Source organism: Knoellia sp. p5-6-4 (assembly GCF_029222705.1).
In the GTDB taxonomy this organism is placed as follows: Bacteria; Actinomycetota; Actinomycetes; order Actinomycetales; family Dermatophilaceae; genus Pedococcus_A.
In genome coordinates, this window is the sequence record NZ_JARGZF010000001.1 from 561,111 (window position 1) to 579,862 (window position 18,752).

Here is an 18,752-nt window from a genome sequence, read left to right on the forward strand (position 1 = left end):
TCAGCCGCGTTCGTCGGCCCGGGGGTGCGCGTGTCCGCCGGACATCCTCTGTGCGGTGCCGCGGAACATCCACAGCACACCGAGCAGGGCGGCGAAGGCGACGAGGGCGATGGCGCCGAACATGTACGGGGACATGGGCAGCTCGCGCCCGTGCTCCTCGGCGGCGGCGAAGAGGTTGGCCAGAGACGACGACATGCGGCACAGCGTACCGGTCGGCCGCTCACCCGCCTGTCATCGCCCGGTGTGGGCCTCGTGCCTGTCCACGGGTTTCGTGCACAGGGCTGTGCACAACTTCCGCCTCACGCAGGGCGGGGCTGTGGACGGACCTGTGGGTGGAGAGGGACGCGAAGAAGTTTCCCGGTTTCCCTGCGGCCCGGGTCGGGCGGGCACTAGAACTTGCCTCACTCGCTCCGTGGGGTGGCCCCCGACCGCGCCCAGCGGTCGTGGGACGCCGCGCGGAGCTGGGCCGGCCGGATAACGGCGGGTCCGCCGTCGCCGGCCCGCCGGTGACGGTTCCGGGGCGCGTCCCCGGGTCCGCGGGCGACGCCGCGGAGGGCCACCGCGACCCTAAGGCCCGACCGCCGCCGGTGACGGGGTTCACCCCCACCCCGCGCCACCGTCGCAGTGGCCACCTCGCGGCCGGTCACCCACCGGATCCGCCCAGCGGAGCGGGAGGCCGCAAGGCCCCGGCGCCCACGACCCTGCCAGCCAGGGTCGTGGGTGCCCGGGCGGGCCGACGTGACGCCTGCGGCCGCCTCACCACTGCGACGCCCGGCTGCCCGACACCGGCACGGCCAGCCCCTAGGCTGGATCCATGCCACCTGCGCTGAGCCCCGAGCTGAGCATCGTCGTCCCCGTCTACAACGAGGAGGACGTCCTGCCCCTGCTGGCCCAGCGCCTGCGTCCGGTGGCCGACGGCCTCGGCACCGGCTACGAGGTGGTCGCGGTCGACGACGGCAGCACCGACGCGACCGCGGTGGTGCTGCAGCGGGTCCGGCGCGAGTGGCCAGAGCTCCGGGTGGTCCGGCTGCGCGCGAACGCCGGGCACCAGGCGGCCATCTCCGCTGGGCTGTCGGTTGCCCGGGGCGACTACGTCGTCACCCTCGACGCCGACCTCCAGGACCCGCCGGAGGTCATCCCCGAGATGCTCGCCACCGCCCGGGAGCAGCGGGTCGACGTGGTCTACGGCGTGCGCACCGACCGCTCGAGCGACTCGGCGTTCAAGCGCCTCAGCGCCCGCGCCTTCTACCGCGTGATCCGCCTGCTCTCCGGCACCCACGCCCAGACCGACGCCGGCGACTACCGCATGATGTCGCGGGCCACGGTTGACGCCGTCAACGCCCTGCCCGAGCACAACCGGGTGCTGCGGTTCATCGTCCCCGCCCTCGGCTTCCCCTCGGCCTCGGTGTCCTACAAGCGCGACGAGCGCGCCGCCGGCCGCTCGAAGTACCCGCTGGCCAAGATGCTGCGGCTGTCGATCGACAGCGTCACCGGCTTCTCGATCGCGCCGCTGCGGGCGGCCACCTGGCTGGGCCTGACCGGCGGCCTCGCGGCAGTGGGCCTGCTCGTCTACGCCTTGGTCGCCCAGCTCGTCGGCCACACCCTGCCGGGCTGGACCTCCACCGTGGTGGCGGTCGCCGGGGTGGGCGCCGTGCAGCTGCTCTGCCTGGGCATCCTCGGCGAGTACGTCGGCCGGATGTACGCCATGCTGCAGGCCCGTCCGACCTACTTCATCGCCTACGACTCGCTGACCGGCCCGGCCACTACCGCCGACGCGCCGTTACCAGCAGAGTCACACCAGGCATCCCTTTGACCGGCAGGTAGCGCTCAGCCGTCACCACGGCCCGCAGGCCCGCGTTCACGAGCGGGTGCAGGTCGCTGAGGTCGCTGCCGCGGCTGCTGCGCCGGCGCAGCGCCACCACGGGGCGCAGCAGCACGTTCCACGACGTCATGGACTCGATCTCGAAGCCCCCGCGCTCGAGCACGTCGCGCAGCGTCACGCGGGTGTAGCGGCGCACGTGGTCGACGGCCACGTCGTGCTCCGACCACAGCCGGGGGTCGGCGGGCACAGCCACGAGGAAGGTGCCGCCCGGGCGCAGCACCCGGTGCACGTCGGCGACCGCGGCGTCGTGGTCGAGGATGTGCTCCAGCACGTCGAAGGCCACCACCAGGTCGAGGCTGCCGTCGGGCAGCGGGAGCGCCGTCGCATCGGCTCGCAGCACGTCGAGCCCCCGGCCGCGGGCCACCTCGGCGCCGTCGGCGCCGTACTCCAGGGCCGCCACCGACCACCCGGCGGCCTTCAGCACCCGGGTGTTGCCACCTCCCGCGGCACCCACGTCGAGCGCCCGGCCGGGCGTCATCCCCCTGATCGCGCGCGCCAGCAGGTGCCGACGCTCGCGGTACCACCAGTGGGTGTCCTCGAGCGCGGCCAGCTTGCGAACCTCTGTGCCTTCCACGGGCGGTCATCCTGCCACGGGCCGGGGTCTGCCGCGGCGCACCCGCCGGTATGCCGCGTGGGCCGGGCCCGCGGCGCCCTCACCACCCGCTCGGGGCTAACCGCCCCGGAGACCGAGGACCGCGCTGCAGGCGTCGGCCACGAGGTCGGCCCGGCCAGAGCGCACCGCGCGGGCCAGCCCCGCCACCGCCGCCGGCTCCGGGGTGTCGTCGGCGAGCTCGCCGATCCGGTTGGCCAGCGCGAGGTCCAGCTCACCGAGGAGCGAGGGGGTCGCCACGAGCCGCAGCACGCAGCCCCAGACGTCGTCGAGGCTGCGCGTCGTGCCGTCGTCGGCGAGCAGGGCGGCGCGCAGGGAGGCGTCGGGGTGCCCGGCGGCCTCGCGGGCGAGCGCAGCCATGGTGGCGGCACGCGCCCGGCGCAGCTCGCCGACACCAGCACCGGCGAGCGGGGGGAGCTCGGCGGCAGCGGCCGGGTCTCGGACCACCGCCCCGTCGCCGTGCCTGACCTCGACCCGGCCGCGGACCTCGAGGGCGACCAGCGCCCTGCTCAGCGTCGCGCGGCTGACGCCGAGGTCCTTGGCGAGGCTGCGCTCGGGCGGGAGCCGGTCACCCGGGACGAGGCCCTGGGCGTCGATGAAGTCGCCGATGTGGTCGGCGAGCTGCTCGTACAGGCGGGGTCGGCTGAGCCGGCCCGGGCCGGTGGAGGCCTCGGTCACCGCCGCCTCCGGGCGGCGCGGGCGGGCTCCGGGCGGCGACACGGCATACCGGCACCCTATTGACAGCGGCCCCGGTGGCCAAGAGGCTAGGCCACTGTCCCGAACCGGACGTATCTCACATTTCGGTCGGGCACTCCCCCGGCGGTCGGCCGAGGGATCCGGCCTCCTCCACCGCCGTGTGGAGCCCGAGCAAAGGAGCTCACCGTGCAGGACGTCATCGCCCTGGGCGTGCTGGCCCTCGTCTTCCTCATCGCCACGGTGCGCTCGATCAACATGGGGGCGCTCGCCCTCGCGGCGGCCGCCGTCGTCGGCGTCGCCGTGTTCGGCGTCGAGACCGACGAGATCGTCGACGGCTTCCCCGCATCCCTGTTCGTCATCCTCGTGGGCGTCACCTACCTGTTCGCGCTGGCCAAGAACAACGGCACGGTCGACTGGATGGTGCACGCGAGCGTGCGGGCCGTGCGCGGCCGCGTGGCCCTCATCCCGTGGGCCATGTTCGGCATCTGCGCCGTGATCGCCGGCATCGGCGCGGCGACCCCGGCCACCGTGGCGATCGTCGCGCCGGTCGCGATGGGCTTCGCCGCGCGCTACCGGATCAGCCCGGTGCTGATGGGCATGGCCATCACCCTGGGTGCCACCGGCGGCTCCTTCTCGCCCATCGGCATCTTCGGCGCCATCACCAACGGCGTCGTCTCCGACAACGAGCTGCCCGGCAACCCGGCGCTGCTCTTCGCCCTCTCGGTGCTCACCTGCCTGGCCATCACGATCCTCGCCTTCGTCGTCTTCGGCGGCCGCGAGCTCGTGGCGCGCGGACGTGACGCCTCGGCGACGGCAGAGCTCTCCGAGCAGGCCGCCGGGGCCAGCAGGGCGGCAACCCGCACGGCCGTCACCGGCACCCCGGAGTCGGCCGTCGAGCGGGGCCGCCAGGGCACCGCCGTGCGCGACCGCGACGGTGTCGACGACGAGGGCGACGACGACTCGCGGCTCAACCCCGAGCGCATGCTCACCCTCGTGGGGCTGGCGTTCCTCGCCGTCACCGCCCTGCTCTTCGGGTTCGACGTCGGCTTCACCGCCATCGCGGTCGCCGTGGTGCTGACCCTCGTCTTCCCCGCCTCCGCCAAGGGCGCGGTCGACAAGGTGGCGTGGGGCACCGTGCTGCTCGTCGGCGGCATCGTCACCTACGTCAACCTGCTCCAGGAGCAGGGCACGGTCGAGTGGCTCGGCAACGAGGTCGCGGGGGTCGGAGCGCCGCTGCTGGCCGCGCTGCTCATCTGCCTCATCGGTGCGGTCGTCTCGGCCTTCGCCTCCACCACCGGCATCCTCGGCGCCCTCATCCCGCTCGCGGTGCCGTTCCTGCTCACCGGGCAGGTCGGCGCGGTGGGCCTCGTGGTGGCGCTGGCGATCTCCTCGTCGGTGGTCGACATCAGCCCCTTCTCCACCAACGGCGCCCTCTGCGTGGCCAACGCCGACGACGAGCAGCGCGACACGGTCTTCCGCCAGCTCATGGTCTGGGGCATGGCCCTCGTCGTGGTGGCGCCCCTGGTCACCTGGTCGGCTCTCGTGGTGCCCGGCTGGCTCTGAGGGGCCTCAGCGGCGGCCGGGTCCTGATGCCGTCCCTGATGCCTCAGGCACGGACCTGGCCGTCGCCCTCCACGATCCACTTGGTCGTCGTGAGCTCCGGCAGGGCCATCGGCCCGCGGGCGTGCAGCTTCTGCGTCGAGATGCCGATCTCGGCGCCGAAGCCGAACTCGCCACCGTCGGTGAACCGCGTCGAGGCGTTGACCATCACGGCCGCGGCGTCGACCTCGCTGGTGAACCGCCGGGCTGCCGCGCGGTCCTCGGTGACGATGGCCTCGGTGTGCCCCGACCCGTAGGTCCGGATGTGCTCGAGTGCGTCGTCGAGGTCGTCGACGACCCGCACGGCCATCTCGAGCGCGAGGTACTCGGTCGCCCAGTCCTCGTCGGTCGCGTCCTCGTGCGCCACGCCTGCCTTCTCGGCAGCCTCGCCGGACGAGGGGTCGGTGTGGAGCCGCACGCCCGCGCCGCCGAGCTCGGCGAGCACCTTGGGGAGGAAGTCGTCGGCCACCGCCCGGTCCACGAGCAGCGACTCGGCCGCGTTGCAGACACTCGGCCGGTGCGTCTTGGCGTTGACCGCGATGGCGAGCGCCTTGTCGAGGTCGGCGGCGGCGTCGACGTAGACGTGGCAGTTGCCGACGCCGGTCTCGATGACCGGCACGGTCGACTCGGTGACCACGGTCTGGATGAGCCCCGCGCCGCCGCGCGGGATGAGCAGGTCGACCAGCCCGCGGGCGGTCATGAGCGCGCGCACCGCGTCGTGGCCGCCGCCGTCGAGCAGGCTGATCGCGTCGGCCGGCAGGCCGCGGGCCTCGAGGGTCGTGCGCAGCACCGAGGCCAGCGCCCGGTTGGTCGACGCGGCCGCGGACCCGCCCCGCAGGATGACGGCGTTGCCGCTCTTGAGCGCCAGGCCGGCTGCGTCGACGGTGACGTTGGGGCGCGCCTCGTAGATCATCCCGACGACACCCATGGGCACCCGCACCTGCCGGATCTCCAGGCCGTTCGGCAGCGTCGAGCCGCGCACGACCTCCCCCACGGGGTCGGGCAGCGCGGCGATGTCGCGCAGCGCCTGCGCGACCCCTGCCACTCGCGCGGCGTCGAGGGTCAGCCGGTCGAGCAGTCCCTGGGCCATGCCGCCCTCGCGGCCGCGCTGGAGGTCCTCGGCGTTGGCCGCGATGACCTGCTCGGTCGCGGCGTCGAGGGCGTCGGCCATGGCGCGCAGCGCGGCGTCCTTGTCGGCCCGGGAGAGCAGGGCGAGGCGGCGGGCGGCCACCCGGGCGGCCGTGGCCAGCTCACGGACCTGCTCGACGGCGGCGGGGTCGATCATCGAGGGCACGGACATGCCCCAAGCGTATGCCGCGTGCCCGCCATGCGGACGTGCGTCCCGGCTCCCGGACCCCCCCCTCCTTCCCCGCCGAGGAGGTCCGGCGGAGGGGGGCGGGGCGCACCGGCGCGCACGCGGCATACCGGCTTTGCCACAATGCGCGGGTGAGCATCCTGTCGATCCAGTCCTCGGTCGCCTACGGCCACGTCGGAAACAGCGCGGCGGTCTTCCCGCTGCAGCGCCTCGGGGTGGAGGTGTGGCCCGTCTACACGGTGCACTTCTCCAACCACACCGGCTACGGCCAGTGGCGCGGGCCGCTGCTGCCGGCCAGCGACGTGCGCGAGGTGATCACCGGTGTCGAGGAGCGCGGGGCGTTCCCGAACGTCGACGCGGTGCTCTCGGGCTACCAGGGCGGCGAGGACATCGGTGACGTCATCCTCGACGCCGTCGCCCGCGTGAAGAAGGCCAACCCCGAGGCGATCTACGCGTGCGACCCGGTGATGGGCAACGCCAAGAGCGGCTGCTTCGTGCACCCGGCGATCCCGGTGCTGCTGCGCGAGCGCGTGGTGCCGGCGGCCGACCTCATCACGCCGAACCAGTTCGAGCTCGGCTTCCTCACCGAGACCGAGCCGGAGTCCCTCGAGGACACCCTCACTGCCGTCGACAAGGCGCGCGCCATGGGCCCGCAGACGGTGCTCGTGACGAGCGTGCTGCGCCCCGACCGGCCCAAGGACACCATCGAGATGCTGGCCGTGAACGGTGACGGCGCATGGATCGTGCAGACCCCGCAGCTGCCCCTGAAGGCCAACGGCTCCGGCGACGTCACGGCGGCGCTCTTCACCGCGCACCTGCTCTCGACCGGCAGCGCGGCCGAGGCGCTCGGCCGCACCGCCTCGAGCGTCTTCGACCTGCTCGAGAACACCCTCAGCTCAGGCGAGCGCGAGCTGCAGCTGGTGCAGTCACAGGAGAGCATCGCGCACCCGAAGATGCAGTTCGAGGTCAGGCAGGTGCGCTGAGAGGGACCCGCTCAGAGGATGACGAGGTCGTCGCGGTGGACGACCTCACGCTCGTAGCCGGGGCCGAGCTCGCGGGCCAGCTCGTGCGTCGTGCGGCCGAGCAGGTCCGGCAGTTCCGACGACCCGTAGTTGACCAGCCCCCGGCCGATCACGGTGCCGTCGGGGCCGCACAGCTCCACGGCGTCGCCGTCCCCGAAGGCACCGACGACCTCGGTGATGCCCGCCGGCAGCAGCGACTTCCGTCGCTCGACGACCGCGCGGACGGCACCCTCGTCGAGCATGAGCCGGCCGCGGGGCGTGGTGGCGTGGGCGAGCCAGAGCTTGCGCGACGCCCGCCGTGAGCCGGTCGGGACGAAGAGGGTGCCGACGTCCTCGCCGCCCAGCGCCGCGCCGGCCTGGTCGGTGCTGGTGAGCAGGCAGGTGATGCCCGCCGAGTTGGCGATCGACGCGGCCTCGACCTTGGTCACCATGCCCCCGCTGCCGACCGACGAGCCGGTGCCGCCGATGCGCACGTGGTCGAGGCCCAGGCCGCCGACGACGAGCGGCACCCGCTGTGAGCCGGCCTGGCTCGGCGGTCCGTCGTAGAGCGCGTCGACGTCGGTGAGCAGCACCAGCGCGTCGGCGTGGGCGATGTGGGCCACGAGGGCGGCCAGGCGGTCGTTGTCGCCGAACCGGATCTCCTGGGTGGCGACGGTGTCGTTCTCGTTGACGATGGGCACGATCCCGAGCTCGAGGAGCCGGTCGATGGTGCGCTTGGCGTTGGTGTAGTGCGAGCGCCGGGTCACGTCGTCGGCGGTCAGCAGCACCTGCCCCACCGTGAGCCCGTGGGCGCCGAAGGCGCGCTGGTATGCCGCGACGAGGGCCCCCTGCCCCACGCTCGCCGCCGCCTGCTGCGTCGCGAGGTCCCACGGGCGCTTGGTCAGGCCGAGGGGTGCGATGCCCGCGGCGATGGCGCCGGAGGAGACCAGCACGACCGAGGTGCCCTCGAGCCGACGCTGTGCGAGCACGTCGACGAGGGCCACCAGCCGGCGCTCGTCGAGTCCACCGCCGTCGGGGTCGGTCAGCGACGACGAACCGACCTTGACGACCAGCCGCGAGGCCTTGGCCACGTCCTCGCGCCGCCGCGCAGGGGTCATGCGTCGTGCCTCACTCGTCGTCGTCCTCGCGGACCGTGGCCCAGTGCCCGGCCCGGCGCTCGGCCGCCAGCTCGTCGCGCGCGGCAGACTTGGCAGCACGGCGGTCGGCGTACTCGGATCGCTTCTGCTCGCGCGTGGGGCGGCTCGCCTCCTCCAGGCGCAGGTCGGTGCCCCGGGCGCCGAGCAGCTCGGCCCCGGTGGCCATGGTCGGCTCCCAGTCGAAGACGACCGCGTTGTCCTTCGGGCCGATCAGCACGGTCGCCCCGGCAACCGCTCCGGCCTTGAACAGCGCTTCCTCGATCCCGGCACGGCTGAGCCGGTCGGCGAGGTAGCCGACGGCCTCGTCGTTGGAGAAGTCGGTCTGGCGGACCCACCGCGTCGGGCGCTCCCCCTCGATGCGGAAGACCTCGCCGTCCGGGGTGTTCTCGCGCACCACACGGAAGCCGCTGTCGTCGACGGCCTTGGGCCTGATCACGACGCGCGGCGCCTCGACGACCTCGAACTCCCTGCGGTGCTCTGCGACGTGACGGGCCATGGCGAAGGTGAGCTCCTTCAGGCCGGTGCGTGCCACCGCGGAGACGACGAACACCTCCACCCCGCGGGCCTCGAGGTCGGGCCTGACCATCTCGGCGAGCTCGCGGGCCTCGGGCACGTCGGCCTTGTTGAGCACGACGATGCGGGTGCGCTCGGCCAGCGGCCGGCCGCCGAGGGAGTCGTCCGGCACGTACTGCGCCAGCTCCTCCTCGATGACGTCGAGGTCGGTCATGGGGTCGCGGCCCGGCTCGAGGGTGGCGCAGTCGATGACGTGCACCAGCACCGAGCAGCGCTCGACGTGGCGCAGGAACTCCAGGCCGAGCCCCTTGCCCTGGTGGGCGCCCGGGATGAGGCCGGGCACGTCGGCGATGGTGAAGCGCTCGTCCCCGGCCATGACGACGCCGAGGTTGGGCACGAGCGTCGTGAACGGGTAGTCGGCGATCTTCGGCTTGGCGGCAGAGAGCACCGAGACCAGCGAGGACTTGCCCGCAGAGGGGAAGCCGATGAGCGCGACGTCGGCGAGCGACTTCAGCTCGAGCACGACGTCGAGCACGTCGCCGGGCTCGCCGAGCAGGGCGAAACCGGGCGCCTTGCGCCGGGGCGAGGCCAGCGCCTTGTTGCCCAGGCCTCCGCGGCCGCCGCGGGCGATAACGAACTCGGCGTGCTGGCCGACGAGGTCGGCGAGCACCTCGCCCTCGGTGCCCTTCACCACGGTGCCCTCGGGCACCGGCAGCACGAGGTCGTCGCCGTCGGCGCCGTTGCGCTCGTCGCCGGCGCCGGGCTTGCCGTTGGGCGCCTTGCGGTGCGGGTGGTGGTGGTAGTCGAGCAGCGTCGTTGCCTGCGGGTCGACCCGCAGGATGACACTGCCGCCACGACCGCCGTTGCCGCCGTCGGGGCCGCCGAGCGGCTTGAACTTCTCGCGCTTGACGGAGGCCACGCCGTGGCCGCCGTCGCCGGCGGCGACGTGCAGCACGACGCGGTCGACGAAGTTGGCCATGGTCTCTGCTCTCTGTCTGGGGGCGACCCGAGTCTAGGCCGCTGCCCCTTTGTCGGGTGACCCGAGAAAAGTGCGCTTCACCCCGGGTGGCACCCCGGGTGAAGCGGCTGTTTATCGGGTGACCCGATAAAGGGTCGGGGAGGGAAAGTGCGAAGGGGGCGGGCCGCACTGGGCCCGCCCCCTCGCGAGGTTCGGTGACCGCGGGGTCGAGGCCCGCGGCATACCAATCACTCCGCGGCGACGGTCTCCGCCGGGACGATGTTCACGGTCTTGCGGCCGCGCTTGGTGCCGAACTGCACGTTGCCGGCGACCAGGGCGAACAACGTGTCGTCGCCGCCACGGCCCACGCCGTCACCGGGGTGGAAGTGCGTGCCGCGCTGGCGGACGAGGATCTCGCCCGCGTTGACCAGCTGGCCGCCGAAGCGCTTGACGCCGAGTCGCTGTGCGTTGCTGTCACGACCGTTTCGGGTCGAGGACGCACCCTTCTTGTGTGCCATGTCAGTTCCTGCCTTGTCTTAAGTCTACGGTCTAAACGAAGTCTGGTGGGCGGGAGGCTCAGGCCTCGATCGCGGTGACCTTGACCTGGGTCAGGTGCTGACGGTGGCCCTGGCGCTTCTTGTAGCCGGTCTTGTTCTTGTACTTCATGATCGTGATCTTCGGGCCCTTGGCGGGCTTGACGACCTCGGCGGTGACCTTCACCTTGGCGAGCTTGTCGGCGTCGCTGGTGATGGTGGAGCCATCGACCACGAGAAGCGGCGTGAGGTCAACGGTGTCGCCGGCCTGGGCGGAAACCTTGTCGATGATGAGGACGTCGCCGACCGACACCTTTTCCTGTCGGCCACCAGCGCGAACAATCGCGTACACAGTTGATCTCACTTTCGTCTTTCGAAGGGCACGCGCTCTCTGTCTGGACCGTCCGATAGCTACCCGCTGACGCGGACATCGGGAGCGGTGGGCGCACCGAGGGTCAAGAGTACCGGGTGGCCGCCCGCTCTCCAAAACCGAGCGGGCGGCATACCGGCAGGTCAGGCGTCGGGCGCGGGAGCCGCGCCGTCCTCCTCGCCAGCGGGCGACGCCACCGACGCGCGGGGCGGGCCGGCCGGGGCCACCACCCGTCCGCGCTTGCGGCGCCGGGGGGCGGCTGGCTCGGGCGCTGCGGGCTGCGCAGCCGGGGCCTCGTGGACCGGGGCCGCGGCAGCAGGTGCCGCCTCGGTCGCGGGCGCGCGCTCGGGTGCCGCCTCGGTCGCGGGCGCGCGCTCGGGTGCAGACTGCGCCCGGGCCGGTGCCGGCTGCTGCTCCTCGGACTCGGTCTCGTGGACCTCGAGCACAGGCTGGTCCTGCGAGGGCGCCTCGGAGCCGTCGGCCTCGAGGGCCACCCCGGCGCTCTTGAGCGCGGCAGCGTGGGCAGCCGCGGCGATCTGCGCCGGCGTCGGGCCGGTCGGGGTCGGCGGAGCCTGCTGCTCCTCGGCCTCGCGGCCGCCGGACCTGCCCTTGCGGCTGCGGGAGCGGGCGGCACCGCCGCCGTTGCCGGCGGACTCACCACCGCCGACGGCCCGCTCGACGGGCTCGGCGTGGACGATGATGCCGCGACCGTTGCAGTGGTCGCAGGTCTCGGAGAACACCTCGATGAGGCCGCTGCCGACCCGCTTGCGTGTCATCTGCACCAGCCCGAGCGAGGTCACCTCGGCCACCTGGTGCTTGGTCCGGTCACGGCCGAGGCACTCGAGGAGCCGGCGCACCACGAGGTCGCGGTTGGACTCGAGCACCATGTCGATGAAGTCGATGACGATGATGCCGCCGATGTCGCGCAGCCGGAGCTGGCGCACGATCTCCTCGGCCGCCTCGATGTTGTTCTTCGTGACCGTCTCCTCGAGGTTGCCCCCCGAGCCGACGAACTTGCCCGTGTTGACGTCGATGACGGTCATCGCCTCGGTGCGGTCGATGACCAGGGAGCCGCCGGACGGGAGCCAGACCTTGCGGTCCATCGCCTTGGCGATCTGCTCGTCGACCCGGTAGTGGCTGAAGAGGTCCTCCTCGGAGGTCCACTTCTTCAGGCGGCCGGCGAGGTCGGGCGCGACGTCGCCGAGGTACTCGCTGACCTCCTGCCAGGCCTGGTCGCCGGCGACGACCAGGGAGGTGAAGTCCTCGTTGAAGACGTCGCGGATGACGCGCACCGTGAGGTCGGGCTCGCCGTGGACGAGCGCCGGGGCGCCGCCCGACTTGCCCTTCGAGCCGGACTTGGCGTCGGCCTTGGACTTGATGCGTTCCCACGTCTTGGTCAGGCGCTCGACGTCGGCCCGCAGCTCCTCCTCGCTCGCCCCCTCGGCGGCGGTGCGCACGATGACGCCCGCACTCTCGGGCACGACCTCCTTGAGGATCTGCTTGAGGCGGGCGCGCTCGGTGTCGGGGAGCTTGCGTGAGATGCCCGTCATGTTCCCCTCGGGGACGTAGACGAGGTAGCGGCCCGGCAGCGAGATCTGGCTGGTCAGGCGGGCGCCCTTGTGGCCGATCGGGTCCTTGGTGACCTGCACCAGCACGGTGTCGCCCGACTTGAGCGCGTTCTCGATGCGCTTGGGCTGGTTGGCCTCGAGGCCCGCGGCGTCCCAGTTGACCTCGCCGGCGTAGAGCACGGCGTTGCGGCCCTTGCCGATGTCGACGAAGGCCGCCTCCATCGAGGGCAGCACGTTCTGGACGCGGCCGAGGTAGACGTTGCCTGCCATCGAGACGTTGGTCTCGCGCGAGACGTAGTGCTCGACGAGCACGTCGTCCTCGAGGACGCCGATCTGGGTCCTGCCGTCCCGCTCGCGCACGACCATGGTGCGCTCGACGCTCTCGCGCCGGGCGAGGAACTCGGCCTCGGTGATGATGGTGCGTCGACGCCCTGCCTCGCGGCCCTCGCGGCGGCGCTGCTTCTTGGCCTCGAGCCGGGTGGAGCCCTTGAGCGAGGTGGGCTCGTCGCGCTCCTTGCGCGGCTCGCGCACCTTGGTGACGACGCCGGGCTCGGCCTCGCCCTCGGCCGCGTTGCCGCTGCGGCGACGACGGCGGGTGCGGCGGCGGCTCGTGCCACCCTCGCCCTCAGCACCCTCCTCGGCGCCCTCGCCCCCGGCTTCGGCCTCCTCGGCCGGAGCCTCCTGGCCCGCCTCGGGTGCCTGCAGCAGCGTGTCCGGCTCCGCCGACTCCTCGCCCTCGGCAGCCCCGCGACCCCGGCGCCCCTTGCCGCCGCGGTTGCGGCGACGACGGCCGCGGCCGCCCTCGGTGGCCTCCTCCTCCGCGGGCTGCTCAGCCTGCTCGCCCTCGTCGGCCGACGCCTCGCCGCCCTGCGGCTCCTCGACCTCGGGCTGGGCCTTGCGGGCGCGGCGTCGCGACGGCACCACCGGCGTCTCCGGCGCCTTGAACAGCACCCCGAGGCTCGGGACGGCCGAGGCGCCAGCGGCTGCCTCCCGGGCGTCGCTCTCCTCGCGCTGCTCGGCACCTTCGTCGAGGGCCTCCCCGAGCGGGGCCACCTCGGCGCCGGCCGGCTCGACCGTCGCCTCGACGGCCTCGGCGGTTGCCTCGACCGTGCCCTCGACCTCGGGCGCGGCCTTCTTGGCGGACTTGCGCGCGGTCTTCTTGGCCGCCCTCTTCCTGGCAGGCTTGGCGGGTTTGTCGTCGGCGGAGCTCTCGTCCGCGGGCTTGTCGTCGGCAGGCTGGTCAACCGGCTGGTCGACCGGCTGGTCGGTCGCGGGAGCCTCGTCGGCCGGCTTCTCGTCGGTGGACCGCGACTCGGCGGACTGCGACGGGGCGGGCGCGGCCGCCTTCTTGGTGGCCCGTCGCGGAGCCCGCTTGCGGGCCGGCGCCGGGGCGGCTGCGGAGTCGGTGGCGGGGGCCTGCGCCGCCGCGGCGGTCTCGCCCTCGGCGGAGCCCTGCGGAGCCTGGAAGAGGTCTTCGGTGGATGCCATCGTGGCGTCCTCTCGTCACCCACGGGGTGAGGGCCACACCCGAGAGGCCGAGGCCGCTCCGATCAGCACCGTGGTGCGTGGGTTGTGCGCCGTCTCGCCTGCGGGTGCCTGCGACACGGAAGTCGTTGGTTGCCCCTGGCTGGCTCGCGCGGGCCGCGCGTCACCGGTCAGGTGCCGGCGCCGTCCTTGTCGGCAGCCAATGGGTCGGCCACCCCAGCGGATGCGGTCTGCAGCGGGCCCTGCGCCAGCCGGGTCACCAGGGGTGGTGTCGGCGGCGCGAACTCCGTGACTGCTCGCAGCGCGGTCAGAACGTCGTCGGGGCGTACGGCAGGTGTGGTGTGCCGGACGACCACCTGCAGTATCGCACACCCGGGCCGCTCCGAGGCCTCAGCGGACAGCGACACGACGGCGCCGCGCACGTCGAAGGTCTTCGGCCCCGTCTTGAACATCCGGGTCACCTCGGCCCGCTCCTGCGCCAGCAGGGCCCCCGCCGCCCGCTCGAGCTCGGCCAGCGGCACGTCGGTGAACTCCATGACCCAGTCGCTGGCCTGGAGTCGGTCGGCGAGCGAGCCGGCCGAGGCCTGAACCACCTCGAGCACGTCGAGGCCGTCGGGGAGCGCCTCGTCGAGGGCGGCCCGCACCGACTCGGGGTCGACCCGCTCGGTGACGGAGATCTCGAAGTACTCCGCCTCGCTCGCGGTGCCGGTCGGGGCGGCGTTGGCGTAGGACACCTTCGGGTGCGGGTGGAAGCCGGCCGAGTACGCCATCGGCACCCCGGCGCGGCGCAGCGCCCGCTCGAGCGCGCGCTGGAAGTCCCTCGTGGAGGAGAACCGCAGCCGCCCCCGCTTGGCGTAGCGCACCCGCAGCTTCTGCACGGCGGGTGCGGGTGGCGGTCCTTCGGGGGTGCGCTGGCGGGCCATGGTGGACAAGCCTAGGAGGTATGCCGCCGTGCCCGGCCCGCGGGCGGTGACGGCGTCACTGGCGCCGCCGAGGCATCAGCGACGCAGCGCGCGGAGCAGTGCAGGCAGACCTTCCCCGACACCCCGTCGGGATACGGAATCAGTGGCCCGCAGGGCCTCTGGATGCCGAGATCATCCGTAAGATGCCACTGTCGCTGACGACATCGGCACACTAGCCTTCCCTCATGGCGTCCCTCGACCGCACCCGGCTGGCCTCCCTCCTCGAAGCCGAGCAGGCGGCATACACGACGAACCACCCTCGCAGCCGCGCCCTCTTCGAGGAGGCGGGGAACCTCTTCGGCCGCGTGCCGATGACCTGGATGAACATGTGGACCGGCGGGTTCCCGCTCTACCTCGACCACGCCAAGGGCAACCGCGTCACCGACGTCGAGGGCCACACCTACGTCGACTTCGCCCTCGGCGACACCGGCGCCATGGCGGGTCACTCCCCCGCGCCGACGGTCGCGGCGGTGCAGCGCCGTATGGGCGAGCTCGGCGGGATCACCACGATGCTGCCCACGGAGGACGCCCAGTGGGTGGGGGCCGAGCTGACCCGGCGGTTCGGCATGCCGCTGTGGTCGTTCACGCTCAGCGCCACCGACGCCAACCGCTGGGCCATCCGACTGGCCCGCCTGGCCACCGGCCGGCCCAAGGTCCTCGTCTTCGCCTACTGCTACCACGGCTCGGTGGACGAGGCCTTCGCCCTGCCGGGGCCCGGGGGCAAGGCCGAGAGCCGGCCCGGCAACGTGGCCCCGCCGGTCGACCTCGACCTGACGACCCGCGCCGTCACCTGGAACGACCTCGAGGCCGTCGAGGCTGCCCTCGCGCACGGCGACGTGGCCGCCATCCTCACCGAGCCGGCCCTGACCAACATCGGCATCGTGCTGCCCGAGCCCGGCTTCATGGAGAGGCTGCGCGAGCTGGCCACGCAGTACGGGGCGCTGCTGATGATCGACGAGACGCACACCTTCTCCGCCGGCTGGGGCGGCGCCACCCGCGCGTGGGGCCTGCAGCCCGACATCTTCGTCATCGGCAAGTCCATCGGGGGCGGCATCCCGTCCGGCGCCTACGGCATCACCCAGGAGGTCGCCGCATCGATCACCCGGCACACCGAGGCAGGCGAGGCCGACATCGTCGACGTGGGCGGCGTCGGCGGCACGCTGGCCGGCAACGCCCTGTCGACCGCCGCCATGCGAGCCACCCTCGGCGAGGTGCTGACGCAGGACGCGTTCGAGCGCATGACGGCGCTGGCCACCGAGTTCACCGCGGGCGTGCAGGCGACCCTCGACGAGCTCGACGTGCCGTGGTCGATCAGCCAGCTCGGCGCGCGGGCGGAGTACCGCTTCGCCCGCCCCGCGCCCACGACGGGCGAGGCCTCTGCGGCCGCCGCAGACGACCAGCTCGACGCCTACATGCACCTGGCCATGGTCAACCGCGGCATCCTCATGACGCCGTTCCACAACATGGCCCTCATGTGCCCGGAGACCTCCCGCGAGGACGTCGACCGGCACACCGCGGCCTTCCGCGAGGTCGTCGCCGCCCTCTTCGCGTAACAGTCACTTTCGCGTAGCTCGGCGGCCGGTCACCGTGCCGCGGGGCTAGGACGTCTGCCCGACGAGAGCGCCGGGCGTCCGGCGTAGCGTCGAGCGCTGGGCCACTTCACCAGGGAAGCGGCCCTGCCAGGACAGGAGGGCGGACGTGTTCATCCAGATCATCCAGGGAAAGTGCCGCGACGAGGAGCGGCTGCACCGCCTGACCGACGAGTGGCGCGAGAGGCTGGGTCCGACGGCGGAGGGCTGGCTGGGCGGCACCTACGGCGTCACGGACGAGGGCGAGTTCGTCGGGGTGGTGCGCTTCGAGTCCAAGGATGCCGCGATGCGCAACTCGGCCAGACCCGAGCAGGGCGAGTGGTGGCAGAAGATGCAGGAGTGCTTCGACGGCGACGTGACCTTCCACGACTGCGACGACGCGACCATCTGGATGCAGGGCGGGTCCGACGATGCCGGCTTCGTGCAGGTCATCCAGGGACGCGTGAGCGACCCCGAGCGGTTCCGCCACAGGATGGAGCAGCCGATGGACACCCTCCACGAGCAGCGCCCGGAGATCATCGGCGGCACCCTCGCGATGCAGCCGGACGGCTGGTTCACCGAGACGGTGGCGTTCCGCTCCGAGGCCGAGGCCCGCGACGGCGAGCGCAAGCAGATGCCCGAGGAGGTGCGTCGGGACTACGAGGAGGAGATGTCGATGATGCAGGACGTCTCCTACAAGGACCTCCACCACCCCTGGTTCGCCAGCCGCAGGGGCTGACCACCGCCGTGTGCCGGGTGGTCACCGCGTCCTGGCCACCCGGCACACATCGGCGTCAGCGGTGGCGCGGGCCCTGCGGTGGCGCCGGGAAGGGCTCATAGCAGTCGTAGGTCTCGTGTCGGGAGACGAGCCCATCGCGCACCGTGAAGAAGCCGGCCAGGTGGGCGGTCAGGCGCGTGCCGGCGGCCAGCGCACCGGCGTCGTGGCGCACCACGCCGGTCCAGGTCGACTGCACCGCCACCCGGTCCCCCTCGACGAGCACGCCCTGCACGTCGATCTGCTGCTCGGAGAGCAGGTCCTTGCCGGCGAGGAAGCCGGCCACCATGCCGTCACGACCGTGGGTGCGGCCGTGGGGTGACATGGGGCTCGGGTGCTCGACGAAGACCACGTCGGGGTGGAGCACCGCGAGCAGGTCGTCCCGGGTCGAGGCCAGGTCGGCGACGACGTCGAGGTAGGCACGCACGGCCGCTTCAGGTCTCCTGCCCGGGGTCCTGCTCACCTCTCCACGATATCGACGGTCGGTTCGGCGTGGCGGCGGGTTTCGTCACGCAGGTGCGAGGTCTTCCAGTTCGCGACGAGCACGAAGGAGACCACCACGAGCAGGGCCCACGACCCGAACTTGCCGACGTGGACCATGGACCAGCCGTCGGCCTGGTCCGGGTACCGGTAGGCCTCGAAGACCGTGGAGATGTTCTCGGCCAGCCACAGGAAGAAGCCGATGAGCACGAACGACAGGGCCAGCGGCATCCGGTAGCGGCTGGGCCCCACGGTGTAGTGGACCCAGGTGCGCCACGTGGCGGCGAGCAGCAGCACGGCCAGCACGACGCGCGCGTCGGGAAGGAAGTGGTGGGTCAGGAAGTTGGCGTAGATCGCCACGGCCAGCGCGGCGGTCGGCCACGGCCGGTAGCGGGTCAGCCCCAGGTCCATCAGCCGCCAGGCCCGCGCGATGTAGGAGCCGACCGCGGCATACATGAAGCCGCTGTAGAGCGGGACCCCCGCGACCTTCGTGAGCGCGTCCTCCGGGTAGGCCCACGAGCCGAGCCGCACCTTCAGCATCTCGAACACCAGGCCGACCAGGTGGAAGGCCAGCGTGCCGAGCACCTCACGCCCCGTCTCCAGCCGCAGCGCCCAGAAGGCCAGGGTCGCGACGACGCCGTAGACGAGCAGGGCGTCGTAGCGCGCGATCGGCAGCGGCACCACGGTCGAGAGGGCCAACCCGGCGAAGATGACGACCGCGAACGCGCACGCGCGGGCCTCGAGCCACGCGAACCGCAGCAGCTGGGCGACTCCGTGCCCCACCCGGTGGCGGGTCACAGGTCGAGCCGCAGCAGGTTGTCCGCCGGGGCGAAGCCCAGCCCATGGTAGAGCGGTAGGGACACCTCGCTCGGGTTGAGCACGATCCGCAGCATCCGCGCCTCCCGGGCCCAGTCGACGACGCCCTCCATGAGCAGGCGCCCCACCCCTCGCCGTCGGTGGGCAGGGTCCACCCAGACGTTGGCCACGTACGCCCAGTGCACGTCGGGCACTCCCGGCCGCGGCATACGCGTGAACACCGCGAGGTTGGCCATGCCCACGGACGCCCCTGCGGCGTCCCGGACCACCCATGCCCGGCGGTGGCCCGACTGCTGGTCCCACCACTGCTGCATGCGGTCCGTGAACTCATCGCGGGCAGCGTCGGTGGCACGCAACCCGTGCTCTGCTGACCACGCGAGCCGCATCCGGGTCAGGTCGCCGAAGTCCCCCTCGCCCGCCTCGACGACGCGGTAGGCAGCCCGCTCCCCGTCCATGGCCAGCCA

The 18,752-nt window shown here is 72.9% G+C and carries 18 protein-coding genes; 5 read left to right on the plus strand and 13 right to left on the minus strand.

Annotated elements, in window-relative coordinates:
* Positions 1 to 195, minus strand: a complete 195-nt coding sequence (locus P2F65_RS02685; RefSeq protein WP_275803894.1) for a hypothetical protein — start codon at positions 193 to 195, stop codon at positions 1 to 3.
* A gap of 619 nt (positions 196 to 814) precedes the next feature.
* On the opposite strand from P2F65_RS02685, the gene P2F65_RS02690 reads away from it, so the two are divergent.
* Positions 815 to 1,813 (plus strand): glycosyltransferase family 2 protein, encoded by a 999-nt coding sequence (locus P2F65_RS02690; RefSeq protein ID WP_275803896.1) that lies wholly within the window; start codon positions 815 to 817, stop codon positions 1,811 to 1,813.
* On the opposite strand, the gene P2F65_RS02695 is transcribed toward P2F65_RS02690, so the two are convergent.
* Together P2F65_RS02695 and P2F65_RS02700 are read right to left on the minus strand one after the other, a co-directional pair.
* A complete protein-coding gene (locus P2F65_RS02695) occupies positions 1,764 to 2,456 on the minus strand; it encodes a class I SAM-dependent methyltransferase (RefSeq protein ID WP_275803898.1) in 693 nt (230 codons plus the stop codon). The genes P2F65_RS02690 and P2F65_RS02695 overlap by 50 nt on opposite strands.
* Before the next feature lie 96 nt (positions 2,457 to 2,552).
* The gene (locus P2F65_RS02700; RefSeq protein WP_275807227.1) at positions 2,553 to 3,170 is read right to left on the minus strand and encodes a winged helix-turn-helix domain-containing protein; all 618 of its coding nucleotides are present in this window, start codon (positions 3,168 to 3,170) and stop codon (positions 2,553 to 2,555) included.
* 204 nt (positions 3,171 to 3,374) lie between these two features.
* On the opposite strand from P2F65_RS02700, the gene P2F65_RS02705 reads away from it, so the two are divergent.
* The gene (locus P2F65_RS02705; RefSeq protein ID WP_275803900.1) at positions 3,375 to 4,751 is read left to right on the plus strand and encodes an SLC13 family permease; all 1,377 of its coding nucleotides are present in this window, start codon (positions 3,375 to 3,377) and stop codon (positions 4,749 to 4,751) included.
* A 43-nt stretch (positions 4,752 to 4,794) separates the two neighbouring features.
* Here P2F65_RS02705 and P2F65_RS02710 read toward each other — a convergent pair whose 3' ends face one another.
* Positions 4,795 to 6,087 carry a glutamate-5-semialdehyde dehydrogenase gene (locus P2F65_RS02710; RefSeq protein WP_275803902.1) on the minus strand — a complete coding sequence of 431 codons (1,293 nt, stop codon included), beginning with the start codon at positions 6,085 to 6,087 and terminating at the stop codon, positions 4,795 to 4,797.
* A 146-nt stretch (positions 6,088 to 6,233) separates the two neighbouring features.
* On the opposite strand from P2F65_RS02710, the gene pdxY reads away from it, so the two are divergent.
* Positions 6,234 to 7,085, plus strand: a complete 852-nt coding sequence (gene pdxY, locus P2F65_RS02715; protein WP_275803904.1) for a pyridoxal kinase PdxY — start codon at positions 6,234 to 6,236, stop codon at positions 7,083 to 7,085.
* Positions 7,086 to 7,096: 11 nt separating this feature from the next.
* On the opposite strand, the gene proB is transcribed toward pdxY, so the two are convergent.
* The 6 genes from proB to P2F65_RS02745 form a co-directional block, all read right to left on the minus strand.
* Complete coding sequence (gene proB / locus P2F65_RS02720) at positions 7,097 to 8,221, minus strand: glutamate 5-kinase (protein ID WP_275803906.1); 1,125 nt, start codon at positions 8,219 to 8,221, stop codon at positions 7,097 to 7,099.
* A gap of 10 nt (positions 8,222 to 8,231) precedes the next feature.
* A complete protein-coding gene (gene obgE, locus P2F65_RS02725; RefSeq protein WP_275803908.1) occupies positions 8,232 to 9,752 on the minus strand; it encodes a GTPase ObgE in 1,521 nt (506 codons plus the stop codon).
* Between the two features lie 227 nt (positions 9,753 to 9,979).
* Positions 9,980 to 10,249 carry a 50S ribosomal protein L27 gene (gene rpmA / locus P2F65_RS02730; RefSeq protein ID WP_275803910.1) on the minus strand — a complete coding sequence of 90 codons (270 nt, stop codon included), beginning with the start codon at positions 10,247 to 10,249 and terminating at the stop codon, positions 9,980 to 9,982.
* A gap of 58 nt (positions 10,250 to 10,307) precedes the next feature.
* Entirely contained in the window at positions 10,308 to 10,616 is a 309-nt protein-coding gene (rplU, locus tag P2F65_RS02735) for a 50S ribosomal protein L21 (protein ID WP_091755432.1), read from the minus strand.
* A gap of 161 nt (positions 10,617 to 10,777) precedes the next feature.
* Positions 10,778 to 13,690, minus strand: a complete 2,913-nt coding sequence (locus P2F65_RS02740) for an Rne/Rng family ribonuclease (RefSeq protein ID WP_275803914.1) — start codon at positions 13,688 to 13,690, stop codon at positions 10,778 to 10,780.
* Positions 13,691 to 13,857: 167 nt separating this feature from the next.
* Positions 13,858 to 14,610: a TIGR03936 family radical SAM-associated protein gene (locus P2F65_RS02745; RefSeq protein ID WP_275803916.1), complete on the minus strand. Its 753-nt coding sequence runs from the start codon at positions 14,608 to 14,610 to the stop codon at positions 13,858 to 13,860.
* A gap of 224 nt (positions 14,611 to 14,834) precedes the next feature.
* On the opposite strand from P2F65_RS02745, the gene P2F65_RS02750 reads away from it, so the two are divergent.
* On the plus strand, positions 14,835 to 16,202 hold the full coding sequence (locus P2F65_RS02750; protein ID WP_275803918.1) for a transaminase: 1,368 nt from the start codon (positions 14,835 to 14,837) through the stop codon (positions 16,200 to 16,202).
* 145 nt (positions 16,203 to 16,347) lie between these two features.
* Positions 16,348 to 16,956, plus strand: coding sequence for a hypothetical protein (locus P2F65_RS02755; protein WP_275803920.1), 609 nt, complete (start codon positions 16,348 to 16,350; stop codon positions 16,954 to 16,956).
* A 55-nt stretch (positions 16,957 to 17,011) separates the two neighbouring features.
* Here the strand turns inward: P2F65_RS02755 and P2F65_RS02760 are convergent, their stop codons facing one another.
* Genes P2F65_RS02760 through P2F65_RS02770 form a run of 3 tightly spaced genes read right to left on the minus strand, consistent with a single transcriptional unit; the run spans position 17,012 to position 18,743 of the window.
* Positions 17,012 to 17,455, minus strand: coding sequence for a nuclear transport factor 2 family protein (locus P2F65_RS02760; protein WP_275803922.1), 444 nt, complete (start codon positions 17,453 to 17,455; stop codon positions 17,012 to 17,014).
* A complete protein-coding gene (locus P2F65_RS02765) occupies positions 17,452 to 18,270 on the minus strand; it encodes a DUF817 domain-containing protein (RefSeq protein ID WP_275803924.1) in 819 nt (272 codons plus the stop codon). Before P2F65_RS02765 ends, P2F65_RS02760 begins: the two co-directional genes overlap by 4 nt.
* Positions 18,267 to 18,743 carry a GNAT family N-acetyltransferase gene (locus P2F65_RS02770; protein ID WP_275803926.1) on the minus strand — a complete coding sequence of 159 codons (477 nt, stop codon included), beginning with the start codon at positions 18,741 to 18,743 and terminating at the stop codon, positions 18,267 to 18,269. Before P2F65_RS02770 ends, P2F65_RS02765 begins: the two co-directional genes overlap by 4 nt.
* Between the last annotated feature and the right edge of the window lie 9 nt (positions 18,744 to 18,752).